Origin of the sequence: Streptomyces sp. NPDC053542, from assembly GCF_044544685.1 — a bacterium.
In the GTDB taxonomy this organism is placed as follows: Bacteria; Actinomycetota; Actinomycetes; order Streptomycetales; family Streptomycetaceae; genus Streptomyces.
This window is the reverse complement of record NZ_JBITXL010000004.1, coordinates 1-19081: the sequence shown is the minus strand read 5'-3', so window position 1 is coordinate 19081 and position 19081 is coordinate 1. Positions and strand designations below refer to the sequence as shown.

15 protein-coding genes are annotated in these 19081 nt (G+C 72.3%); 12 read left to right on the top strand and 3 right to left on the bottom strand.

Annotated elements, in window-relative coordinates; genetic code table 11:
* Nucleotides 1–246 precede the first annotated feature (246 nt).
* The 5 genes from lpdA to ACIGXO_RS11745 all read left to right on the top strand — a co-directional run bounded on the left by lpdA (nt 247) and on the right by ACIGXO_RS11745 (nt 8570).
* Nucleotides 247–1635 carry a dihydrolipoyl dehydrogenase gene (lpdA, locus tag ACIGXO_RS11765; protein ID WP_030256793.1) on the top strand — a complete coding sequence of 463 codons (1389 nt, stop codon included), beginning with the start codon at nt 247–249 and terminating at the stop codon, nt 1633–1635.
* A 53-nt stretch (nt 1636–1688) separates the two neighbouring features.
* Nucleotides 1689–3428 carry a 2-oxoglutarate dehydrogenase, E2 component, dihydrolipoamide succinyltransferase gene (gene sucB / locus ACIGXO_RS11760; RefSeq protein WP_399783963.1) on the top strand — a complete coding sequence of 580 codons (1740 nt, stop codon included), beginning with the start codon at nt 1689–1691 and terminating at the stop codon, nt 3426–3428.
* A gap of 146 nt (nt 3429–3574) precedes the next feature.
* Nucleotides 3575–4198 carry a GntR family transcriptional regulator gene (locus ACIGXO_RS11755; RefSeq protein ID WP_399783961.1) on the top strand — a complete coding sequence of 208 codons (624 nt, stop codon included), beginning with the start codon at nt 3575–3577 and terminating at the stop codon, nt 4196–4198.
* A gap of 285 nt (nt 4199–4483) precedes the next feature.
* The gene (aceE, locus tag ACIGXO_RS11750) at nt 4484–7156 is read left to right on the top strand and encodes a pyruvate dehydrogenase (acetyl-transferring), homodimeric type (protein WP_399783959.1); all 2673 of its coding nucleotides are present in this window, start codon (nt 4484–4486) and stop codon (nt 7154–7156) included.
* A gap of 376 nt (nt 7157–7532) precedes the next feature.
* Nucleotides 7533–8570 carry a helix-turn-helix transcriptional regulator gene (locus ACIGXO_RS11745; protein ID WP_399783956.1) on the top strand — a complete coding sequence of 346 codons (1038 nt, stop codon included), beginning with the start codon at nt 7533–7535 and terminating at the stop codon, nt 8568–8570.
* 16 nt (nt 8571–8586) lie between these two features.
* Here the strand turns inward: ACIGXO_RS11745 and ACIGXO_RS11740 are convergent, their stop codons facing one another.
* Entirely contained in the window at nt 8587–9558 is a 972-nt protein-coding gene (locus ACIGXO_RS11740) for an SDR family oxidoreductase (RefSeq protein ID WP_399783953.1), read from the bottom strand.
* Nucleotides 9559–9690: 132 nt separating this feature from the next.
* Between ACIGXO_RS11740 and ACIGXO_RS11735 the strand changes: the two genes are divergently transcribed.
* A complete protein-coding gene (locus tag ACIGXO_RS11735) occupies nt 9691–10221 on the top strand; it encodes a DUF4240 domain-containing protein (RefSeq protein ID WP_399785599.1) in 531 nt (176 codons plus the stop codon).
* A 148-nt stretch (nt 10222–10369) separates the two neighbouring features.
* Here ACIGXO_RS11735 and ACIGXO_RS11730 read toward each other — a convergent pair whose 3' ends face one another.
* Complete coding sequence (locus ACIGXO_RS11730; RefSeq protein ID WP_399783950.1) at nt 10370–10876, bottom strand: GNAT family N-acetyltransferase; 507 nt, start codon at nt 10874–10876, stop codon at nt 10370–10372.
* Between the two features lie 47 nt (nt 10877–10923).
* Between ACIGXO_RS11730 and ACIGXO_RS11725 the strand changes: the two genes are divergently transcribed.
* Nucleotides 10924–11820: a TIGR01777 family oxidoreductase gene (locus ACIGXO_RS11725; protein WP_399783947.1), complete on the top strand. Its 897-nt coding sequence runs from the start codon at nt 10924–10926 to the stop codon at nt 11818–11820.
* A gap of 376 nt (nt 11821–12196) precedes the next feature.
* Nucleotides 12197–13675 (top strand): NAD(P)/FAD-dependent oxidoreductase, encoded by a 1479-nt coding sequence (locus ACIGXO_RS11720; protein ID WP_399783944.1) that lies wholly within the window; start codon nt 12197–12199, stop codon nt 13673–13675.
* Nucleotides 13676–13895: 220 nt separating this feature from the next.
* On the opposite strand, the gene ACIGXO_RS11715 is transcribed toward ACIGXO_RS11720, so the two are convergent.
* Nucleotides 13896–15380, bottom strand: a complete 1485-nt coding sequence (locus ACIGXO_RS11715) for a regulator (RefSeq protein ID WP_399783942.1) — start codon at nt 15378–15380, stop codon at nt 13896–13898.
* 394 nt (nt 15381–15774) lie between these two features.
* Between ACIGXO_RS11715 and lipB the strand changes: the two genes are divergently transcribed.
* The 4 genes from lipB to ACIGXO_RS11695 all read left to right on the top strand — a co-directional run bounded on the left by lipB (nt 15775) and on the right by ACIGXO_RS11695 (nt 18921).
* On the top strand, nt 15775–16557 hold the full coding sequence (lipB, locus tag ACIGXO_RS11710; RefSeq protein WP_399783940.1) for a lipoyl(octanoyl) transferase LipB: 783 nt from the start codon (nt 15775–15777) through the stop codon (nt 16555–16557).
* 137 nt (nt 16558–16694) lie between these two features.
* Nucleotides 16695–17645 (top strand): lipoyl synthase, encoded by a 951-nt coding sequence (gene lipA, locus ACIGXO_RS11705; protein ID WP_399783937.1) that lies wholly within the window; start codon nt 16695–16697, stop codon nt 17643–17645.
* 354 nt (nt 17646–17999) lie between these two features.
* Nucleotides 18000–18215, top strand: a complete 216-nt coding sequence (locus ACIGXO_RS11700) for a hypothetical protein (protein WP_399783934.1) — start codon at nt 18000–18002, stop codon at nt 18213–18215.
* Between the two features lie 10 nt (nt 18216–18225).
* Nucleotides 18226–18921: a DUF4191 domain-containing protein gene (locus ACIGXO_RS11695; RefSeq protein ID WP_399783931.1), complete on the top strand. Its 696-nt coding sequence runs from the start codon at nt 18226–18228 to the stop codon at nt 18919–18921.
* Nucleotides 18922–19081: the final 160 nt, after the last annotated feature.

Here is a 19081-nt window from a genome sequence, read left to right as displayed (position 1 = left end):
GGGCGCGGACAGGTGTTCGCTCTCGACGAAATCCGTAGGTCCGTACGGCTGCGTACGCCGTCCGGGCAGCCGATCGGCGGGCTCCGGGCCCGGCCCGCCGTCCCGCCCGTGTTCAACAAGTGCGAAGATGGGGCTCGGCAGGACAGGGCCCCCCTTACCCAGGGCCGAAGAACTAGCGGCCGAACAACAGCCGCCGTCCGGTCATCGGAGACCGGCTCCGGCGTACCCATGCATGGAGGACGTGACGTGGCGAACGACGCCAGCACCGTTTTCGACCTAGTGATCCTCGGAGGCGGTAGCGGCGGCTACGCGGCTGCCCTGCGCGGGGCGCAGCTGGGCCTGGACGTCGCCCTGATCGAGAAGAACAAGCTCGGCGGCACCTGCCTGCACAACGGCTGCATCCCCACCAAGGCGCTGCTGCACGCCGGTGAGATCGCGGACCAGGCCCGTGAGGCCGCCCAGTTCGGTGTCAAGACCTCGTTCGAGGGCATCGACATCGCCGGGGTCCACAAGTACAAGGACGAGGTCATCTCGGGCCTGTACAAGGGTCTGCAGGGGCTGGTCGCCTCCCGCAAGGTGACCTACATCGAGGGTGAGGGCCGGCTGTCCTCCCCCACCTCCGTCGACGTGAACGGCCAGACCGTCCAGGGCCGCCACATCCTGCTGGCGACCGGCTCCGTGCCGAAGTCGCTGCCGGGTCTGGAGATCGACGGCAACCGCATCATCTCCTCGGACCACGCGCTGACGCTGGACCGCGTGCCGGAGTCCGCGATCATCCTGGGCGGCGGCGTCATCGGCGTCGAGTTCGCCTCGGCGTGGAAGTCCTTCGGCACCGACGTCACCGTGATCGAGGGCCTCAAGCACCTCGTCCCGGTCGAGGACGAGAACAGCTCCAAGCTGCTGGAGCGCGCCTTCCGCAAGCGGGGCATCAAGTTCAACCTCGGCACCTTCTTCGAGAAGGCCGAGTACACCGAGAACGGCGTCAAGGTCACCCTTGCCGACGGCAAGACCTTCGAGGCGGAGGTGCTGCTGGTCGCGATCGGCCGCGGCCCCGTCTCCCAGGGTCTCGGTTACGAGGAGGCCGGGGTCGCCATGGACCGCGGCTACGTCCTCGTCGACGAGTACATGCGGACGAACGTGGAGACGATCTCCGCCGTCGGTGACCTCGTCCCCACGCTCCAGCTCGCGCACGTCGGCTTCGCCGAGGGCATCCTGGTTGCGGAGCGACTGGCCGGTCTGAAGACCGTGCCGATCGACTACGACGGCGTGCCGCGCGTGACGTACTGCCACCCGGAGGTCGCCTCGGTCGGTATCACCGAGGCGAAGGCCAAGGAGCTGTACGGCGCCGACAAGGTCGTCGCTCTGAAGTACAACCTCGCGGGCAACGGCAAGAGCAAGATCCTGAAGACCGCGGGCGAGATCAAGCTCGTCCAGGTCAAGGACGGTGCCGTGGTCGGCGTCCACATGGTCGGTGACCGTATGGGCGAGCAGGTCGGCGAGGCCCAGCTGGTCTACAACTGGGAGGCTCTGCCGGCCGAGGTTGCGCAGCTCATCCACGCGCACCCCACGCAGAACGAGGCGCTCGGCGAGGCCCACCTGGCCCTGGCCGGCAAGCCCCTCCACTCCCACGACTGACCCCCAGTCCGGGCGCGACCACATCCCGCAATTCGTTAGGAGCAACTGAAACCATGGCGGTTTCCGTAACCCTTCCGGCGCTCGGCGAGAGCGTCACCGAGGGCACCGTCACCCGCTGGCTCAAGGCCGAGGGTGAGCGCGTCGAGGCCGACGAGCCCCTGCTCGAGGTGTCGACCGACAAGGTCGACACCGAGATCCCCGCCCCCGCCGCCGGCGTTCTGGCGTCCATCAAGGTCGCCGAGGACGAGACCGTCGAGGTCGGCGCCGAGCTGGCCATCATCGACGACGGCTCCGGCGCCCCGGCCGAGGCTGCCGCTCCGGCCGCCGAGGCCCCGGCTCAGCCCGAGCCCGCCGCCGCCCCCGCTGCCGAGGCTCCGGCCCCGGCCGCCGAGGCCCCCGCGGCTCCCGCCGCCGGCTCCGCCGAGGGCACCGACGTCGTCCTGCCCGCGCTGGGCGAGTCGGTCACCGAGGGCACCGTCACCCGGTGGCTGAAGGAGGTCGGCGAGTCCGTCGAGGCCGACGAGCCGCTGCTCGAGGTCTCCACCGACAAGGTCGACACCGAGATCCCGGCCCCGGCCTCCGGCACCCTGCTGGAGATCGTGGTGGGCGAGGACGAGACCGCCGAGGTCGGCGCTAAGCTCGCCGTCATCGGTGCTGCCGGTGCCGCCCCCGCGGCCGCCCCGGCCCCCGCCCCGGCGGCTCCGGCTGCCGAGCCCACCCCGGCTCCGGCGCCTGCCGCTCCGGCTGCCGAGAAGCCCGCCCCGGCCCCGGCCGCCCCCGCGGCTCCGGCCGCCCCGGCTCCGGCCCCGGCCCCCGCCGCGCAGCCCGCCCCGGTCACCCCGGCCGCCCCCGCCGGTGAGCCCGACGGCGCCTACGTCACCCCCCTGGTCCGCAAGCTGGCCCAGGAGAACGGCGTGGACCTCGGCTCGGTCAAGGGCACCGGCGTCGGTGGCCGCATCCGCAAGCAGGACGTCATCGCCGCCGCCGAGGCCGCGAAGACCGCTGCTCCGGCTGCCGCCGCTCCGGCCGCCTCCGCCGCGCCGAAGGCGCCGGCGCTGGAGGTCTCGCCGCTGCGTGGCCAGACCGTCAAGATGCCGCGGATGCGCAAGGTCATCGGCGACAACATGATGAAGGCCCTGCACGGCCAGGCGCAGCTGACCTCCGTGGTCGAGGTGGACGTCACCAAGATCATGCGGATGCGCGAGAAGGCCAAGGCCGGCTTCGCCGCCCGCGAGGGCGTCAAGCTGTCCCCGATGCCGTTCTTCGTCAAGGCCGCCGTCCAGGCGCTGAAGGCCCACCCGGTCATCAACGCCCGGATCAACGAGGACGAGGGCACCATCTCGTACTTCGACTCCGAGAACGTCGGAATCGCGGTGGACAACGAGAAGGGCCTGATGACCCCGGTCATCAAGGGCGCCGGCGACCTGAACATCGCGGGCATCGCCAAGAAGACCGCCGAGCTGGCCGGCAAGGTCCGCGAGAGCAAGATCAGCCCGGACGACCTGTCCGGCGCGTCCTTCACGATCAGCAACACCGGCTCGCGCGGTGCGCTGTTCGACACGGTCATCGTGCCGCCGAACCAGGTCGCCATCCTGGGCATCGGCGCCACCGTCAAGCGTCCGGTGGTCGTGGACCACCCGGAGCTGGGCGAGACCATCGCGGTGCGCCACATGACGTACCTGTCGCTCTCCTACGACCACCGTCTGGTGGACGGCGCGGACGCCGCCCGCTACCTGACCACGGTCAAGCAGATCCTGGAGGCCGCCGAGTTCGAGACCGAGATCGGTCTCTGATCCCGACCGGCCCTCAGCAGGTGTGACGAAGGGGACGGCCCCGGTTCGTACGAACCGGGGCCGTCCCCCGTTGCGTCCCCGCAGATAATGAACCGTTGGCCTGCCCGTCCCGTGCGCCGGCCCGTCCGCCGCTAAGGAGCACCCGCATGACCCCACCCGTCGTCCATTCGCTGCGCGAGCAGATCCGCGAGCACATCCTCGAGGGGATCGTCAGCGGCCGCTGGCAGCCGGGCGAACGGATCGTCGAGCGGCGCATCGCGGTGGAGCTGGAGGTCAGCCAGACGCCCGTGCGCGAGGCCCTGCGCGAGCTGGAGAGCCTGCGGCTGATCGAGTCGGCACCGAACAAGGGCGTGCGTGTACGGAACCTGACCGCGGCCGACCTGAAGGAGAGCTACCCGGTCCGGGCGGGGCTGGAGCAGGTCGCGGGGGAGCTGGCGGCGGAGCGACTGGCGGACGACACCACGGCCCTGGAGCGCGAGGTCGCGGCGCTCACCACGGCCGACGCCGCGGGGGACGGCGAGGCGCAGGTACGGCACACCGTCGCCTTCCACCGCGAGATCGTCCGGGCCGCGCGGAACGACGTCCTGCTGCACACCTGGGAGTCGCTGGGCGTGGAGGTGTGGACGACGCTGTCGATCCGCTGGTTCTCGCCCGACCCGCGTTCGCACGCCCAGGACCACCAGGATCTGGTCGACGCGTTCCGGCGGCGCGACCCGAAGATCGGCGAAATCCTCAAGGCGCACGTCCTGAGCTGCGCGCCTCGCGTCTGAGGGTCCCGGAGGACCTTGCGGGAGGGTCCGGAAGGATTCGCACGGAGGGGCTGGGAGGATCGTGACGGAGGTCGGCGGGCCTTAGCGGAGTGAGCCTCCGCGGGCTCATCTGAGGCTGGCACGCGGTGCCCAAACGCGCGGCACCCCGTGCCGACCTGCGGTTATTCCGCCCGGAAGCGTTGATCGATCATCGATCAGGGGCGTATCGTCATGCCTCGGGGCGCGACACCCTGCCTGCCAGCACAACCTCGCACCTCCCTCCCTCCGTCCGGAAAGGGGCCACCCATGCCCGATCCCGTACGTTCGCCGTACAGCCAGCTCGACCAGCTCCCGGACAGGGATCCGCAGGAGACGGCTGAGTGGCGCGAGTCCGTCGACGCCGTCACCAAGGCAGCGGGCCCGCAGCGCGCGGACTACCTGATGCGCCGCGCCCTGGAGCACACCGCGCGCAACGAAGGCAGCGCGCTCCCCCAGCTCCTGGAGAGCGACTACGTCAACACCATCCCCACCGCCGACGAGCCGGAGTTCCCCGGTGACGAGGCGATGGAAGCCCGGATCACCGCCTGGAACCGCTGGAACGCGGCGGCCATGGTGACCCGCGGCTCCCGCCAGGGCCTCGGTGGCCACATCGCCACCTTCGCCTCGGCCGCCTGGCTCTACGAGACGGGCTTCCAGCACTTCTTCCGCGGGAAGGAGGGCGACGGCTCCGGCGACCAGCTGTACATCCAGGGCCACGCCTCCCCCGGGATCTACGCCCGCGCCTTCCTCGAAGGCCGGCTCTCCGAGGACCAGCTCGACCGCTTCCGCCAGGAGGCCGGCGGCGACGGCCTGCCGTCCTACCCGCACCCCCGCCGCCTCCCCTGGCTGTGGGAGTTCCCCACCGTCTCCATGGGTCTCGGCCCGCTGTCCGCGATCTACCAGGCGCGCTTCAACCGCTACCTGGAGCACCGCGGCATCAAGGACACCTCGAACTCCCACGTCTGGGCGTTCCTCGGTGACGGCGAGATGGACGAGCCCGAGTCGACCGCCGCACTGGCGCTCGCGGGCCGCGAGGGCCTGGACAACCTCACCTTCGTCATCAACTGCAACCTGCAGCGCCTGGACGGCCCGGTCCGCCCGAACTTCAAGATCGTGCAGGAGCTGGAGGCGCAGTTCCGCGCCGCCGGCTGGAACGTCATCAAGTCCCTCTGGGGCCAGGCGTGGGACCCGGTCTTCGCGCTGGACACCGACGGCGCGCTCGTCCGCCGCCTCCGCGAGACCCCGGACGCGCAGTTCCAGACGTACGCCACCCGCGACGCGGCCTACATCCGCGACCACTTCTTCGGCGCGAACGACTCCCTGAAGGCCATCGGCCAGAGCCTGTCCGACGCCAAGCTCATCGAGCTGTTCCAGACCTCCCGCGCGGGCCACGAGCCGCGCAAGGTGTACGCCGCGTACAAGGCCGCCGTCGAGCACAAGGGTGCGCCGACCGTCATCCTGGCGCAGACCGTCAAGGGCTACACCCTCGGCGCGGGCTTCGAGTCCCGCAACGCCAACCACCAGATGAAGAAGCTCACCGGCGAGGAGTTCCGCGCCATGCGCGACCTCCTGGAGCTGCCCATCCCGGACAGCGCGCTGGACGACAAGCTGGTGCCGTACTGGCGTCCCGCCGAGGACTCCCCCGAGATGGAGTACCTCCGCAAGCGCCGCGCGGCCCTGGACGGCCCGGCCCCGGCCCGCAAGGTCACCCCGAAGCCGCTCCCGATGCCGTCCGACAAGGCGTTCGACGCGCTGAAGAAGGGCTCGGGCAGCCAGGAGATCGCCACGACGATGGCGTTCGTCCGGCTGATCAAGGACCTGATGCGGGACAAGGAGACCGGCAAGCGCTGGGTCCCCGTCGTCCCGGACGAGGCCCGCACCTTCGGCATGGAGTCGCTCTTCCCGAGCGCCGGCCTCTACTCCCCCGTGGGCCAGAACTACGACCCGGTCGACCGTGATCAGCTCCTGTACTACAAGGAGGCCAAGAACGGTCAGATCCTGAACGAGGGCATCACCGAGGCCGGTTCGCTGGCCGACTTCACCGCCGCGGCGACCTCGTACGCCACCCACGGCGAGCCGATGATCCCGTTCTACATCTTCTACTCGATGTTCGGGTGGCAGCGGACCGCCGACCAGTTCTGGGCGCTCGCCGACCAGCTCGGGCGCGGTTTCGTCATCGGCGCGACCGCCGGCCGTACGACGATGACCGGTGAGGGCCTGCAGCACGCCGACGGCCACTCCCACCTCATCGCCTCCACCAACCCGGCGGCGATCTCCTACGACCCGGCCTTCGCCTACGAGGTGTCGGTCATCGTCAAGGAGGGCCTGCGCCGGATGTACGGTCCGGACGCCGAGGACGTCTTCTACTACCTCACGGTCTACAACGAGACCAAGGTGCAGCCCGCCATGCCCGAGGGCGTGGAGGAGGGCATCCTCAAGGGCCTGTACCGCTACAAGGAGGCCGAGGGCACCACGGGCAACGCCCCGAAGACCCAGCTGCTGGCCTCCGGTACGGCGATCCACTGGGCCCTGGAGGCGCAGCGGATGCTGGCCGAGGAGTGGGACGTGGCGGCCGACGTCTGGTCCGCGCCGTCCTGGACGGAGCTGCGCCGGGACGCGCTGGAGTGCGACGCCGCGCGCCTGAAGGGCGAGGACCGCGTGCCGTACGTGACGCGTGCGCTGGCCGGTGCCGAGGGCCCGGTCGTCGCGGTCAGCGACTGGATGCGGGCCGTGCCCGACCAGATCGCCCCCTGGGTCGAGCAGGACTGGGTCTCCATCGGCACGGACGGCTTCGGCCTCTCCGACACCCGTGAGGCCGCCCGCCGCCACTTCGGCGTCGACCCGCAGTCCGTCGTCGTCCAGGTCCTCGCGGCGCTCTCCCGGAGCGGCAAGGTCAAGGCGGAGACGGTCAAGGAGGCCGCCGAGAAGTACGGCCTGTGAGCCGTACCTGAAGAAGTACGGCTTGCGGGCCGTGCCTGAAGAACGCCGGGGCCTGGTGTCCCGGTCGGCGTCGGGGCCGTGAGGGAGCCCCGGCGCCACCCCTCCGCGTACGGGCCGCGCGCCCGTACGCCCCACCACTCCCGTGCGGAGGCAATCCACCCGCGCCCGGACCTCCGCACGGGAACCTTTCTTCGCTCTTCGTGAGCGGTTCCGGCCGCTCTTCGTGAGCGGTTCCGGCCGCTCTTCGTGAGCGGTTCCGGCCGCTCTTCGTGAGCGGTTCCGGCCGCTCTTCGTGAGCGATTCCGGCCGGTGTACGGCAGCGGTTCCGGCCGGCCGTCGGCGACCGGTTGTCAGTGGCGGGCGGCATCATGAACCCATGCGTGCCGCCCGGCTGATCAAGATGGTGCTGCTGCTCCAGTCCCGGCCCTCGATGACGGGGGCCGAGCTGGCGCGCGAGCTGGAGGTCTCCGAGCGCACGGTCGCCCGGGACGTCCTCTCCCTGTCCGAGGCCGGCATCCCCGTCTACGCGGACCGCGGCCGGACCGGCGGCTACCGCCTCATCGGCGGGTACCGCACCCGCCTCACCGGCCTCGGCCGTAGCGAGGCCGAGGCCCTCTTCCTCTCCGGCGTCCCCTCGGCGCTGCGCGAGCTGGGCCTGGCCGACGCCGCCTCCGCCGCCCGTCTGAAGGTCTCCGCGGCCCTCCTCCCCGAGCTGCGGGACGCCGCGACGGGCGCCGCGCAGCGCTTTCATCTGGACGCACCCGGGTGGTATCAGGCGCCGAGCACCCCCGCGCTGCTCCCCGCGATCGCCGAGGCCCTCTGGGACGACCGCGTGCTGACCGCCCGCTACGCCCGCAAGGACACCGAGGTCGAGCGCGTCCTGGAGCCGTACGGGCTGGTCCTGAAGGCGGGCGTCTGGTACCTCGCGGCGCGCACGGACGGGGGCGACAGGGGAGACGGGAGCCGCGACGGCCACGACGGCCGAGGCGGTCATGCCGGCCGAGGCGGTCATCCCGTCTACCGCGTCTACCGCGTCGACCGGTTCGCCGCCGTCGCCGCGGGCGAGGACCGCTTCGTCCGCGACCCGGACTTCGACCTGCCCGCCTTCTGGGAGGAGCGCGCCGCCCAGTTCGCCCGCTCGATCCTGCGCGAGGAGGTGACCGTACGGCTCACGCCCGCGGGCGCGCGGTGGCTCCCGCATGTGACGGACCGTACGGCGGCCGCGGAGGCCATAGCGGCCGCCGGGGCCCCCGACGACCAGGACCGGATCACCGTCACCCTCGCCGTCGAGACCCTCGACGTCGCCTACTCCCAGCTGCTCGGACTCGGCCCGGAGGCGGAGCTGCTCGGGCCGCCGGAGCTGCGCGAACGGTTCGCGGAGGCGGCACGGCGGATGGCCGGCCTGTACGAGTAGCCGCGCCGCGGCCGGGTCACCGGTATCCCGTCACATCCGCCGGCTTCCCCTTGCCCTCGACCTCCTCGATGTACCGCCAGGCGTCCGGCGCCGAGCCGTCCGCGTCCGTGAAGCCGTACACCTTCGCCAGCCCACCGCTGGACAGCGACTGTCCGTTCCACCGCGCCACGTCCGGATCGGTGGCCAGCGCCGCCAGCGCGCGCCCCACGAAGACCGGCGACTCCGAGATCGCGAAGTGCGGGTTCTGCGCGCAGCCGTCCCGCCAGTTCTCCTCCGTCACCTTGAAGTACGTGTCGAGCATGGCCTCCGAGCGCAGCCACCCCGGCGTGAGGCAGACCGCCGTACAGCCGTACTCCGCCAGCTCCTCCCCCAGGTCCCGCGCGATCCGGATCGGCGCGCTCTTGGCGAGGTCGTAGTAGAGCGGCTTGCGGTACTGGCGGTTGGACTCGGCCGTGCCGTCCGTCACCTCGACGAGCAGCCCGCCGCGCCGCCGGATCAGCAGCGGCAGCGCGTACCGGCTGGTGATCAGGTGGCTCTCGACGCCCAGCCGCAGCACCCGCAGCCCCTTGTCGAGGTCGTGCTCCCACGCCTTCTTGTCCCACTCGACGTGCCGGTCACCGCCCCAGAGGTCATTGACCAGCACGTCCAGCCGCCCGTGGTCCCGCTCGATCCGCTCCACCAGCGCGCGCACCTGGTCCGGCTCCAGATGATCGACCGGTACCGCGATCCCCGTGCCTCCCGCGGCGGTCACCCGCTCCGCCGTCCCCTCGATCGTCTCGGTCGCCCGGCCCACCTCGCTGACGCGGTCCCGCGTCGTCCGCCCCGTGACGTACACGACCGCACCGGCCCGGCCCAGCTCGACCGCCATCGCCCGCCCCGCGCCCCGCGTGGCCCCGGCGACCAGCGCGACCTTCCCCGTCAGCGCCCGCTCCTTCCCGTGTCCGTGCTGCCCGTGGTTGTTCGTACCGTTCCGCTTTTCGCTCTCCATACCGCGAGCCTCACATCCAAACCCGTCACCTCCTGTCCGCTTTTCCGGTGAATTCCGTGTCGGTAACGACCCGGACGGATGCCCGCGCTCCGCGTGCGCCGCCGGGCGGCAAGCTGGATGCTTGACCCTGTGATGGACGAGACGGAGTTCTGGGAGCTCATCGACGACTCCCGCGAGGCGGCCGAGGACGACCCCGAGGAACAGGCCGATCTGCTGATCGAGAGGCTGATGCGGCTCGATCCCGACGCCGTGATCGACTTCGCCCGGCACTTCGAGGCGCGGTACAACCGCGCGTACACCTGGGACCTGTGGGCCGCCGCCGTGATCCTGCTGGACGGCGCGAGCGACGACGCCTTCGACTACTTCCGCTGCTGGCTGATCGGCCAGGGCCGGGAGGTCTTCGAGGGCGCGCTGCACGATCCCGACCGGCTGGCCGACCTGCTCCCGGACTTCGACGAGGAGGAGGACGGCGACGCGGAGGACCTGGGGTACGCGGCGGACGAGGCGTACGAACGCCTCACCGGCACCGTGATGCCCGACCTCGGCATCGCGCCGGCGCCCCGCGAACCCCTCGGCACCGTCATCGACTTCGAGGACGACGCGGCCCTGGAGGAACGCTTCCCCGCCCTGTGGGAACGCTTCCGGGGGGCGTCGTACGGGTAGTCGTACAGATAGTCGTGCGGGTAGCCGTACAGGCAAGAACCTGTCTCATGGCCGAGGCCGGCGGCAGGGTCCCCCAGGCCGCGGTCCGTCCGGCGACAGGGTCCCCCAGGCCGTGGTCCGTCCGGCGGCCGGGGGCCCGCAGGGCGTCTCAGCCCGTGCCGGCCCCCTTCAGCCACCGCCCCATCAGCACATCGTCCACGTACTGCCCCTCCAGCCGGAACTCCCCCGGCAGTACGCCCTCCACCCGGAACCCCGCCGACTCGTACAGCCGCCGGGCCGGCGTGTTGTGCCCCAGCACCCGCAGCGTCATCCGCTCCGCGCCCTCCGCCACCGCCCGGCCGATCGCCGCGTCGAGCAGCGCCCGGGCCACCCCGCGGCCGCGCGCCCACTCGTCCACGGCCAGGCCCTGTATCTGCCGCACATGCGCGTTCGAGGCCAGCGGAATCGGCCGTACCAGGCGCAGGTAACCGGCCGTGCGCCCGTCCGCCTCCGCCACCAGGAAGTCGTCCGGCACGTGCCAGGCGTCGAAGAACGGGTCGTACGGCGGCTCCGGACGCGGCTGGACGGAGTGCAGCGGCGACCAGGTCCGCCTGTCCAGCGCCCCCAGCGCCGCCTCGTCGGCGGGCACGGCGGTACGTACGATCGGCTCGGGCATGCCGGTCACTGTGCCACGCGGGTGCCGCCACGGGCAGTATGGGGACCATGCGGATCGCGATCACCGGTTCGACCGGTCTCATCGGCACGGCGCTCCTGCGGTCACTGCGCGCGGACGGCCACGAAGTGCTGCGCCTCGTCCGGCACGCGCCACGCGCCGCCGACGAAGTGGGCTGGGACCCCGAACGGCAGACGGTCGACGCCGCGTCGCTCGCGGGCTGCGACTCCGTGGTCCACCTCGCGGGCGCCGGCGTCGGCGACCACCGCTGGACGGCCGCCTACAAGAAGCGCATCCGCGACAGCCGGGTGCTCGGCACGGCCGCGCTCGCCGAGGCCCTCGCCTCCCTCGACACCCCGCCGCGCTCCTTCGTCTGCGGCAGCGCGATCGGTTACTACGGCGACACCGGCGACCGCCGGGTGGACGAAACCGCGCCGCCCGGCGACGACTTCCTCGCCAAGGTCTGCGTCGACTGGGAGGCGGCCGCCGACCCGGCCGTCGAAGCCGGTATCCGTACCACCTTCCCGCGCACGGGCCTGGTCGTCTCGCGCACCGGCGGCGCCTGGGGCCGGCTCTTCCCGCTGTTCCGGGCCGGGCTCGGCGGCCGCCTGGGCGACGGCAGCCAGTACTGGTCGTTCATCTCCCTCCACGACCACATCCGCGCCCTGCGCCACCTCATCGACGACGAGACCCTCTCGGGCCCGGTGAACCTCACCGCCCCCGAACCGGTCACCAACCGCGCGGCCACGGCCGCCATGGGCAAGGCCCTGCACCGTCCCACCCTCCTCACCGTCCCCCCACCGGCCCTCCGCCTGGCCCTCGGCGAACTCGCCACCAACATCCTCCAAAGCCAACGAGTCCTCCCCACCCGCCTCTTGTCCACCAACTTCACCTTCACCCACCCGACCATCACTTCGGCGATAGCTTCGGCGCTCGGAACGGCTTAACGGGGCGAGCGAGGCCGGGGCGGGGGTGGCGACGGGGCAAGCGAAGCCTGGCGGGGCGGCGTCGCGGGCCGGGGCGGGCGGCGCGGGGCCGGGGCGGGGGCGGCGCTCTCGTCCCCTGCCCCATCTCCCAAGCCCCGCCTCCGGGGGCCCTCCCCCCCACCCCACCCCCACCCCCCTTGTCGGCGGCTCAGCTCGCGTCGCGTGCCGGTGGCGCGCCTCTCCTCGCATGCCGGTGGCACGGTCCGTACGGCATGCCGGTGGCATGGCCGGCTTGTGAGCCCGTGTGCGACCTCTCGTTCGAATGTGTGGGTATCAGGGGTGCGTGCGAAGGGCATGAGACGTGGGCCGAAACCCCGGCCGACCCAGGGAGGGACCCGTGCCGCGCACCCCCGCTTCCCGAACCCCCTCGTCCGAGCAGGCGTCCCCGGCGGACACCGTGGACGTCGTCATCATCGGTGGTGGAGTGGCCGGCCTGGCCGCCGCGCACCACCTCACCCGCGCCGGCGCCACCGTCGCCGTACTGGAGGCCGCCGACCGCGTCGGTGGCCGCGCGGTCACCGAGGAGCTGGACGGCTTCCGGCTGGACCGGGGCAGTCAGCTCCTGGTCAGCTCCTATCCCGAGCTGAGCAGAACCCCCGCGCTCGGCGACCTCACGCTGCGGCCCTTCGCGCCCGGTATATGGCTGCACAATGGGCGCCGCGCGCAGCGCATCGGGGCTGTGCGGAGCACAAGGGTCGCACTGGCCACAGCGCGCGCCCTTTCGCGCGCCTCTGCACGCCCCTCACCGCGCACCGGCGTCCGTATCCCCTCGCTCTCCGGCCCCCGCCTGCCATCGCCCGGCGGACCGCAGGGCCCCTCGCCCCGTCTCCCCTCGCTCGCGGCCTCCCGGCTCCCCGGCCTCACGACCTCCCGCTTCCCCGGTCTCGGCACCCCCCGACTCCCCGCGCTGCGCGCCCCCCAGGGCACGCAACGGGCTTCCCGCAGCGCCTCGGGCCCGGGACGCGACCAGCCGGTCCACGACGTCCTCTCGCCCCGCGCCGCCGCGCTGCGTCCGTTGCTCACCGCCCTGCTCGGCGATCCCACGCTGCAGGGCTCCAGCCTCGGCGCCGCCCTCACTCTGCGCGCCTTCGCCACCGGGCGGCTGTGTCTGCCGGCGGGAGGTGCGGCGAGCGTCCCCGAGCTGCTCGCCGCCTCGCTGCCGCCGGGCACCGTGCGCACGTCCGTCCGTGCCGTCTCCGTCTCCACCACGCTCGTCACCACCTCCGATCAGCGTCAACTGCGGTGCCGCGCGGCGCTCGTGGCCACGGGAGCGCGCGACGCCGCGGAGCTGCTGCCGGGACTTCGGGTCCCCGACTTCCATCCGGTGACCATGTTGCACCACACCGCCGACACCGCCCTGAGTTATCCACAGGCGCAGGACGCGGCGCTGTTCCTGCCGACCGAGGGGCCGGTGGCGTACAGCTACGTCGCGAGCGCGGTCGACCCCTCGCGCACCCCGCCCGGCAGGCCGCTGATCACCACCGCGGTGCTCGGCTCCGCCGCCACGCTGCCCGCCGGCGCGCTCGACAAGACCGTCCGCCCGCAGCTGGAGCGGCTGTACGGGACCGGCGTCGACGGCTGGCGGCTGCTGGCCGCGCACCATGATCCGTACGCCGTGCCGGCCATGCCCGCGCCGCACGATCCGCTGCGTCCCGTACGCCTGCTGGCCGGGCTGTACGTCTGCGGGGACCACCGCGACACCGGCACGGTCCAGGGCGCGCTGCGCTCGGGCCGCCGGGCCGCACGCGCCCTGCTGCACGACTTCGGCATCCCGGTCCCCGACGACTCGCGCCGCGCCCTCTCCGACGCGGCCTGAGAGACCGCCGGAAGACGGCCCGGCCCGACGACCGTCGGAAGAGGCCCCCGCCCCACCGGCCAACATCAGCGGACCGCACCACGCCGCGGGGGCGGGGGGCCCCCCCCCCCCCCCCGCCCCCCCCCCCCCCCCCCGACCCCCCCCCCCCCCCCCCCCCGGGGGGGCGGGGCCCCCCCCCCCCCCCCCCCCCCCCGCCGCCCCGCTCCGTACCGCCCGCGCCTCACCCCAGCGCGGTCACCTTGTCCCGGTACCCGCGTACGGGGGCGGCGTCCCGGTACGGCTCCAGTCTGCGTTCGAAGTCCCGTACGTACTCATGCACGCGTACGGACCGCATCTCCGCCGCCTGTACCGCCGCCTCGGCGCCCAGCGTGCACGCCTGCTCCAGTTCGCCCAGGCCCAGCCGGGCGGTCGCCAGCACCAGGCGGCAGAGCAGCCGGCTGCGGGCGAAGCCGGCACCGCGCAGCTGCAGCGAGCGTTCGGCGTGCTGGGCGGCCGCGCGGTACTGCTGGAGATCGCGGTGGCAGTGCCCGAATTCGTCCGCGAGCTGGGCTTCGTCGAAGAAGCGCGCCCAGTGCGGGACCTCGTCCCCGGGGCGCGCGGCCTCCAGTGCCCGTTCGGCGCGGGCCAGGGACGCGGTGCAGGCGCGTACCTCGCCCAGTACGGCGTGCCCGCGTGCCTCGGCCGCGTGCAGCAGCGCCTGGACCAGCGGCGGAGGCCCGCTGCCGATGCCCTGCTGGGCCACCCGCGCCAGCTGGACGGCCTCCCGGCCGTGCCCGAGGTACACCGCCTGCCGGCTCATCGTGATCAGGACGTAGCTGCCGTACGCGCGGTCTCCGGCGGCCTGCGCCAGCCGCAGCGCCTGGACGAAGTACCGCTGCGCGAGGCCGTGCGCGGTGATGTCGTACGAGGTCCAGCCGGCCAGCCGGGTCAGGTCGGCGACGGACGAGAAGAGCCGCCGCCCGATGGCCTCGCTGTACGCGCCGCGCAGCATGGGCTCGGCCTCGTGTTCCAGGTAGCGCACCAGTGCCTGGCGCGCGTGCCCGCCGCCGTACGCGTGGTCCAGCGTCCGGAAGAGCTCGCCGACCGACCGCAGTGCCGCGATGTCGCCGGCCGAGACGCGGTAGCCGTGCGCGGGGTCCGGGCGCTCCGGGCGGCGCTGGCGGGGCACTCCTGTACGCAGCTGTGACGGTACTCGGGGGCCCGGCGGCTCGGGGCCCGGTTCGCCGCGTGCGACCCGTTCGTCGGCGCGTCCGATGAGCCAGTCGCGGCTGGGCACCACCAGCCCTGCCGGGGTGAACGCGATCTTCCGCAGTTCGGCGTGGCTGCCGGAGTCCTTGCGCCACAGTCCGCTGACGATGTCGACCGCCTCCGCGGGGCTCGCGGCGAATTCGAGACCCGCGTATACGGGTGCGCAGGCGTCCAGACCCAGGTCCTGCGCCGAGAGCCGGCGTCCGAGGCGGCGGGTGAAGACCTCGGCGATCAGTGCGGGGGTGGTGCCGCGGGGCTGCTGGCCGCGCAGCCATCTGGTCACCGATGTCTTGTCGTAGCGCAGGTCGAGCCCGTGTTCCAGCCCCAGCTGGTCCACCCGGCGGGCCAGACCGGCATTGGAGAATCCCGCCTCCGCGATCAGCGAGGCGAGTCTGCGATTGGGTGTGCGTTGCGGCGATCCCTCAAGCTGTGGGCCTGGGTCGGGTCGTTCCGTCATCAGCTTTACGGTCTCCTGCCTTCCGGGCCGCGCCACCCGGGCCCGGTCGACACCGTCCGGCGCTTTCGCCCTCCTGGAACGGCGTGAATGTAGCGGCCCACAGAGGAGTTCCGGCCAGGTTCCCTTCGCGTTCATCCGATCGTGTGAGCACAGCGCCGCGGGCCGACGCGGTCCCAGTAAGCCCCGACGGAAGCCCTGCCTCTCCCGCCCTGTCCGTACCGTCCGTCACATCTGCATCACTCACGTCGCGACGCCCGCCACCCGTCGCCCGTACCGTCCCGCCACCGCCCGCGTCCGGCCGCCCGTACCGCCTCCTCACCGGCCGCCCTCGGGCGTTTCCGGGCACGGCCGTACAGTGGTGACGGGCGCGATGGATGCAATAAGAGGAGCCGCCATGAGTGAGCTGCGCTTTGTCCGGATGGGCTTCGGCGCCGACGCCGTGGAGTACACGACGGCGTGGCAGGAGCAGCGCCGGGTGCACGCCGCCCGGTTCGCCGACGAGATCCCGGACACCTGTCTGCTGCTGGAACACCTGCCCGTGTATACGGCGGGCCGGCGTACGGCGGACAGCGAGCGCCCCCTGGACGGCACCCCCGTCATCGACGTGGACCGCGGCGGGAAGATCACCTGGCACGGTCCTGGGCAGCTGGTCGGTTACCCGATCCAGAAGCTGCCGCGGCCGGTCGACGTGGTGGCGCACGTGCGCCGCCTCGAGGAGGCCCTGATCGGGGTGGCCGCCGAGTTCGGCGTGGAGACCTCCCGGGTCGAGGGCCGCAGCGGTGTGTGGGTGCTGGGCGATCCGATCGAGCAGCGCGCTGCCCTGGGCGGCCTGAACCTGGACTTCGACCCGCGCGTCAACGACGAGCTGTTCGACCCCCGGCTGAACGGCCCGGAGTACGCCCCGTCCAACGCCGGGCAGCGCCGCGAGGACCGCAAGCTGGCCGCGATCGGTATCCGGGTGGCGAAGGGCGTGACGATGCACGGCTTCGCGCTGAACGTGAACCCGGACAACACCGAGTTCGACAAGATCGTCCCGTGCGGCATTCGCGACGCGGGCGTGACGTCGCTCTCGAACGAGCTGGGCCGCGAGGTCACCATCGACGAGGTGCTGCCGGTCGCCGAGAAGCATCTGCGGGACGTCCTGGAGAACGCCGAGCTGCTGCCCCGCGCCGTCTGATCCGGCCCGCCGGCGGCCGCCACGAGCGGGCTCCGGCGGAATGCAGCCCGCCAGTAGTGGGTTGCGCAGCACGTAAAGACGTGCGAATAACGGGCGTACCCTGGGTACGCCGAAGAAACGAAGCTTAGGGAGCCGGAGTGTCCGCTGTCGCACCCGACGGACGCAAGATGCTGCGCCTGGAGGTCCGGAACAGCCAGACCCCCATCGAGCGCAAGCCCGAGTGGATCAAGACCCGGGCGAAAATGGGCCCCGAGTACAACCACCTGCAGGGCCTGGTGAAGAGCGAGGGCCTGCACACGGTCTGCCAGGAGGCGGGCTGCCCCAACATCTTCGAATGCTGGGAGGACCGCGAGGCGACCTTCCTCATCGGCGGTGACCAGTGCACGCGCCGCTGCGACTTCTGCCAGATCGACACCGGCAAGCCGCAGGAGCTGGACCGCGACGAGCCGCGCCGGGTGGCCGAATCCGTACAGACCATGGGTCTGCGGTACGCCACGATCACCGGTGTGGCCCGGGACGACCTGGAAGACGGCGGGGCCTGGCTGTACGCCGAGACCGTCCGCCAGATCCACGGCCTGATGCCCGACACGGGTGTCGAGCTGCTGATCCCGGACTTCAACGCCGAGCCCGACCAGCTGGCCGAGGTCTTCTCCTCGCGCCCCGAGGTGCTCGCCCACAACGTGGAGACGGTGCCGCGGATCTTCAAGCGGATCCGCCCCGGCTTCCGTTACGAGCGCTCCCTCAAGGTCATCACGGAGGCCCGCAACGACGGCCTGGTGACCAAGTCGAACCTGATCCTGGGCATGGGCGAGACCCGTGAGGAGATCAGCGAGGCGCTGCAGGACCTGTACGACGCCGGCTGCGAGCTGATCACGATCACGCAGTACCTGCGCCCGACGGTGCGGCACCACCCGGTGGACCGCTGGGTGAAGCCGCAGGAGTTCGTCGAGCTGCAGGAGGAGGCGGAGGAGATCGGCTACAAGGGCGTCATGTCCGGGCCGCTCGTCCGCTCCTCGTACCGGGCCGGCCGGCTCTACCAGCAGGCGATGGACAAGCGCGCGGAGGAAGCGGAGCGCCCGGCGGTGTGATCGCCTGCCGGCAGGTGGCGTGATCGCCATCGGGAAGCGCCCGCATGGTGGGCACGTGGCCATCGCGCCACGTCGATCACCATCGGGCGCCGCCCGTCCGCGTGACCACCTACGCGTTCTTTGCATTCGCGAGCGGTCTTCTCGGGCCCCGACGATGTGAATCCCGGCACACGCCGGACGGCGCGGTCCGTACTTCTCCCAGGCGGGAGCGGTACGGGCCGCGCCGACGTTTCATGGGCGTTTGACCGTACGGTCATCCGTTGGTAACACCTATCCGTGACGCTTTCAGTGACGATGGATGCACGCACCGTTCACACTCCCGCTGTTCCCACCACCCTGAAGGGGACTCACGCCATGCAGGCCGCGCCCGTCCGCGCCACCGCTCTGCCGATCCCGTCCGTCTCCGGCGCCCTGCGCGCCGTGGAGTCGCTGCTGATGCGCAATGGTCAGCGCACCGCCCGCCGGAATGCCTGGACCGCGGTCCTCGAGGACCGCCGCCGCGCCGAGGACCGGCGGGCCGCCCAGCACGTACTGGAGGCCGCGGCGACCCGGAGCACCTCGGCCACGTAAACTTCCGTACATGGCGAGGAAGGAAAACGCAGACACTGCGAACCAGGGGCGGCTCAAGCAGATCGCCCTGACCTACAAGATGACCCGTCGGGTCGACTCCAAGGTCGGTCTTGTCGTCGCGGGCGTGGGCATCGTCGTATTCGGCGTTCTCCTTGCCATCGGCTTCCTGATCGGCCACCCCGTGTACGCCGGCATCCTGGGCTTCCTGCTGGCGTTCCTGGCGATGGCGATCGTCTTCGGCCGGCGCGCCGAGAAGGCCGCCTTCGGCCAGATGGAAGGCCAGCCGGGTGCGGCGGCCGCCGTCCTGGAGAACATCGGCCGCGGCTGGTCGGTGACGCCCGCCGTGGCGATGAACCGCAACCAGGACGTCGTGCACCGCGCGGTCGGCAAGCCCGGCATCGTGCTCGTCGGCGAGGGCAACCCGAACCGGCTCCGTGGCCTGCTGGCCGCGGAGAAGAAGCGGATGGCCCGGACGGCCTCCGAAGCGCCGGTCCACGACTTCGTGGTCGGTGACGGCGAGGGCCAGATCCCGCTGAAGAAGCTGCGTACGACGCTGCTGAAGCTGCCGCGCACGCTGACCGGCCCCCAGGTGACGGCCACCAACGACCGGCTGAAGGCGCTCGGCGACCTGATGAGCAACATGCCGGTGCCGAAGGGGCCGATGCCCAAGGGCGCGCGGATGCCGAAGGGCGGTCGGATGCGGTGACGCCGCTGACGCCTTCGCCGTCCGTCTGACGACACGAGACGACACGAAGCGGGGGGGGGGCCGGGGGGGGGGGGCGGGGGGGGGGGGTGGGTGGGGGGGGGGGGGGGGCGGGGGGGGGGGCGCCCCCCCCCCCGCGGGGGGGGGGGGGGGGCCCGGGGGC

Coding starts and splice junctions, on each gene's coding strand:
- sucB (WP_399783963.1), top strand. CDS start 1,689: ATGGCGGTTTCCGTAACCCTTCCGGCGCTCGGCGAGAGCGTCACCGAG.
- ACIGXO_RS11755 (WP_399783961.1), top strand. CDS start 3,575: ATGACCCCACCCGTCGTCCATTCGCTGCGCGAGCAGATCCGCGAGCAC.
- aceE (WP_399783959.1), top strand. CDS start 4,484: ATGCCCGATCCCGTACGTTCGCCGTACAGCCAGCTCGACCAGCTCCCG.
- ACIGXO_RS11745 (WP_399783956.1), top strand. CDS start 7,533: ATGCGTGCCGCCCGGCTGATCAAGATGGTGCTGCTGCTCCAGTCCCGG.
- ACIGXO_RS11740 (WP_399783953.1), bottom strand. CDS start 9,558: ATGGAGAGCGAAAAGCGGAACGGTACGAACAACCACGGGCAGCACGGA.
- ACIGXO_RS11735 (WP_399785599.1), top strand. CDS start 9,691: ATGGACGAGACGGAGTTCTGGGAGCTCATCGACGACTCCCGCGAGGCG.
- ACIGXO_RS11730 (WP_399783950.1), bottom strand. CDS start 10,876: ATGCCCGAGCCGATCGTACGTACCGCCGTGCCCGCCGACGAGGCGGCG.
- ACIGXO_RS11725 (WP_399783947.1), top strand. CDS start 10,924: ATGCGGATCGCGATCACCGGTTCGACCGGTCTCATCGGCACGGCGCTC.
- ACIGXO_RS11715 (WP_399783942.1), bottom strand. CDS start 15,380: ATGACGGAACGACCCGACCCAGGCCCACAGCTTGAGGGATCGCCGCAA.
- lipB (WP_399783940.1), top strand. CDS start 15,775: ATGAGTGAGCTGCGCTTTGTCCGGATGGGCTTCGGCGCCGACGCCGTG.
- ACIGXO_RS11700 (WP_399783934.1), top strand. CDS start 18,000: ATGCAGGCCGCGCCCGTCCGCGCCACCGCTCTGCCGATCCCGTCCGTC.
- ACIGXO_RS11695 (WP_399783931.1), top strand. CDS start 18,226: ATGGCGAGGAAGGAAAACGCAGACACTGCGAACCAGGGGCGGCTCAAG.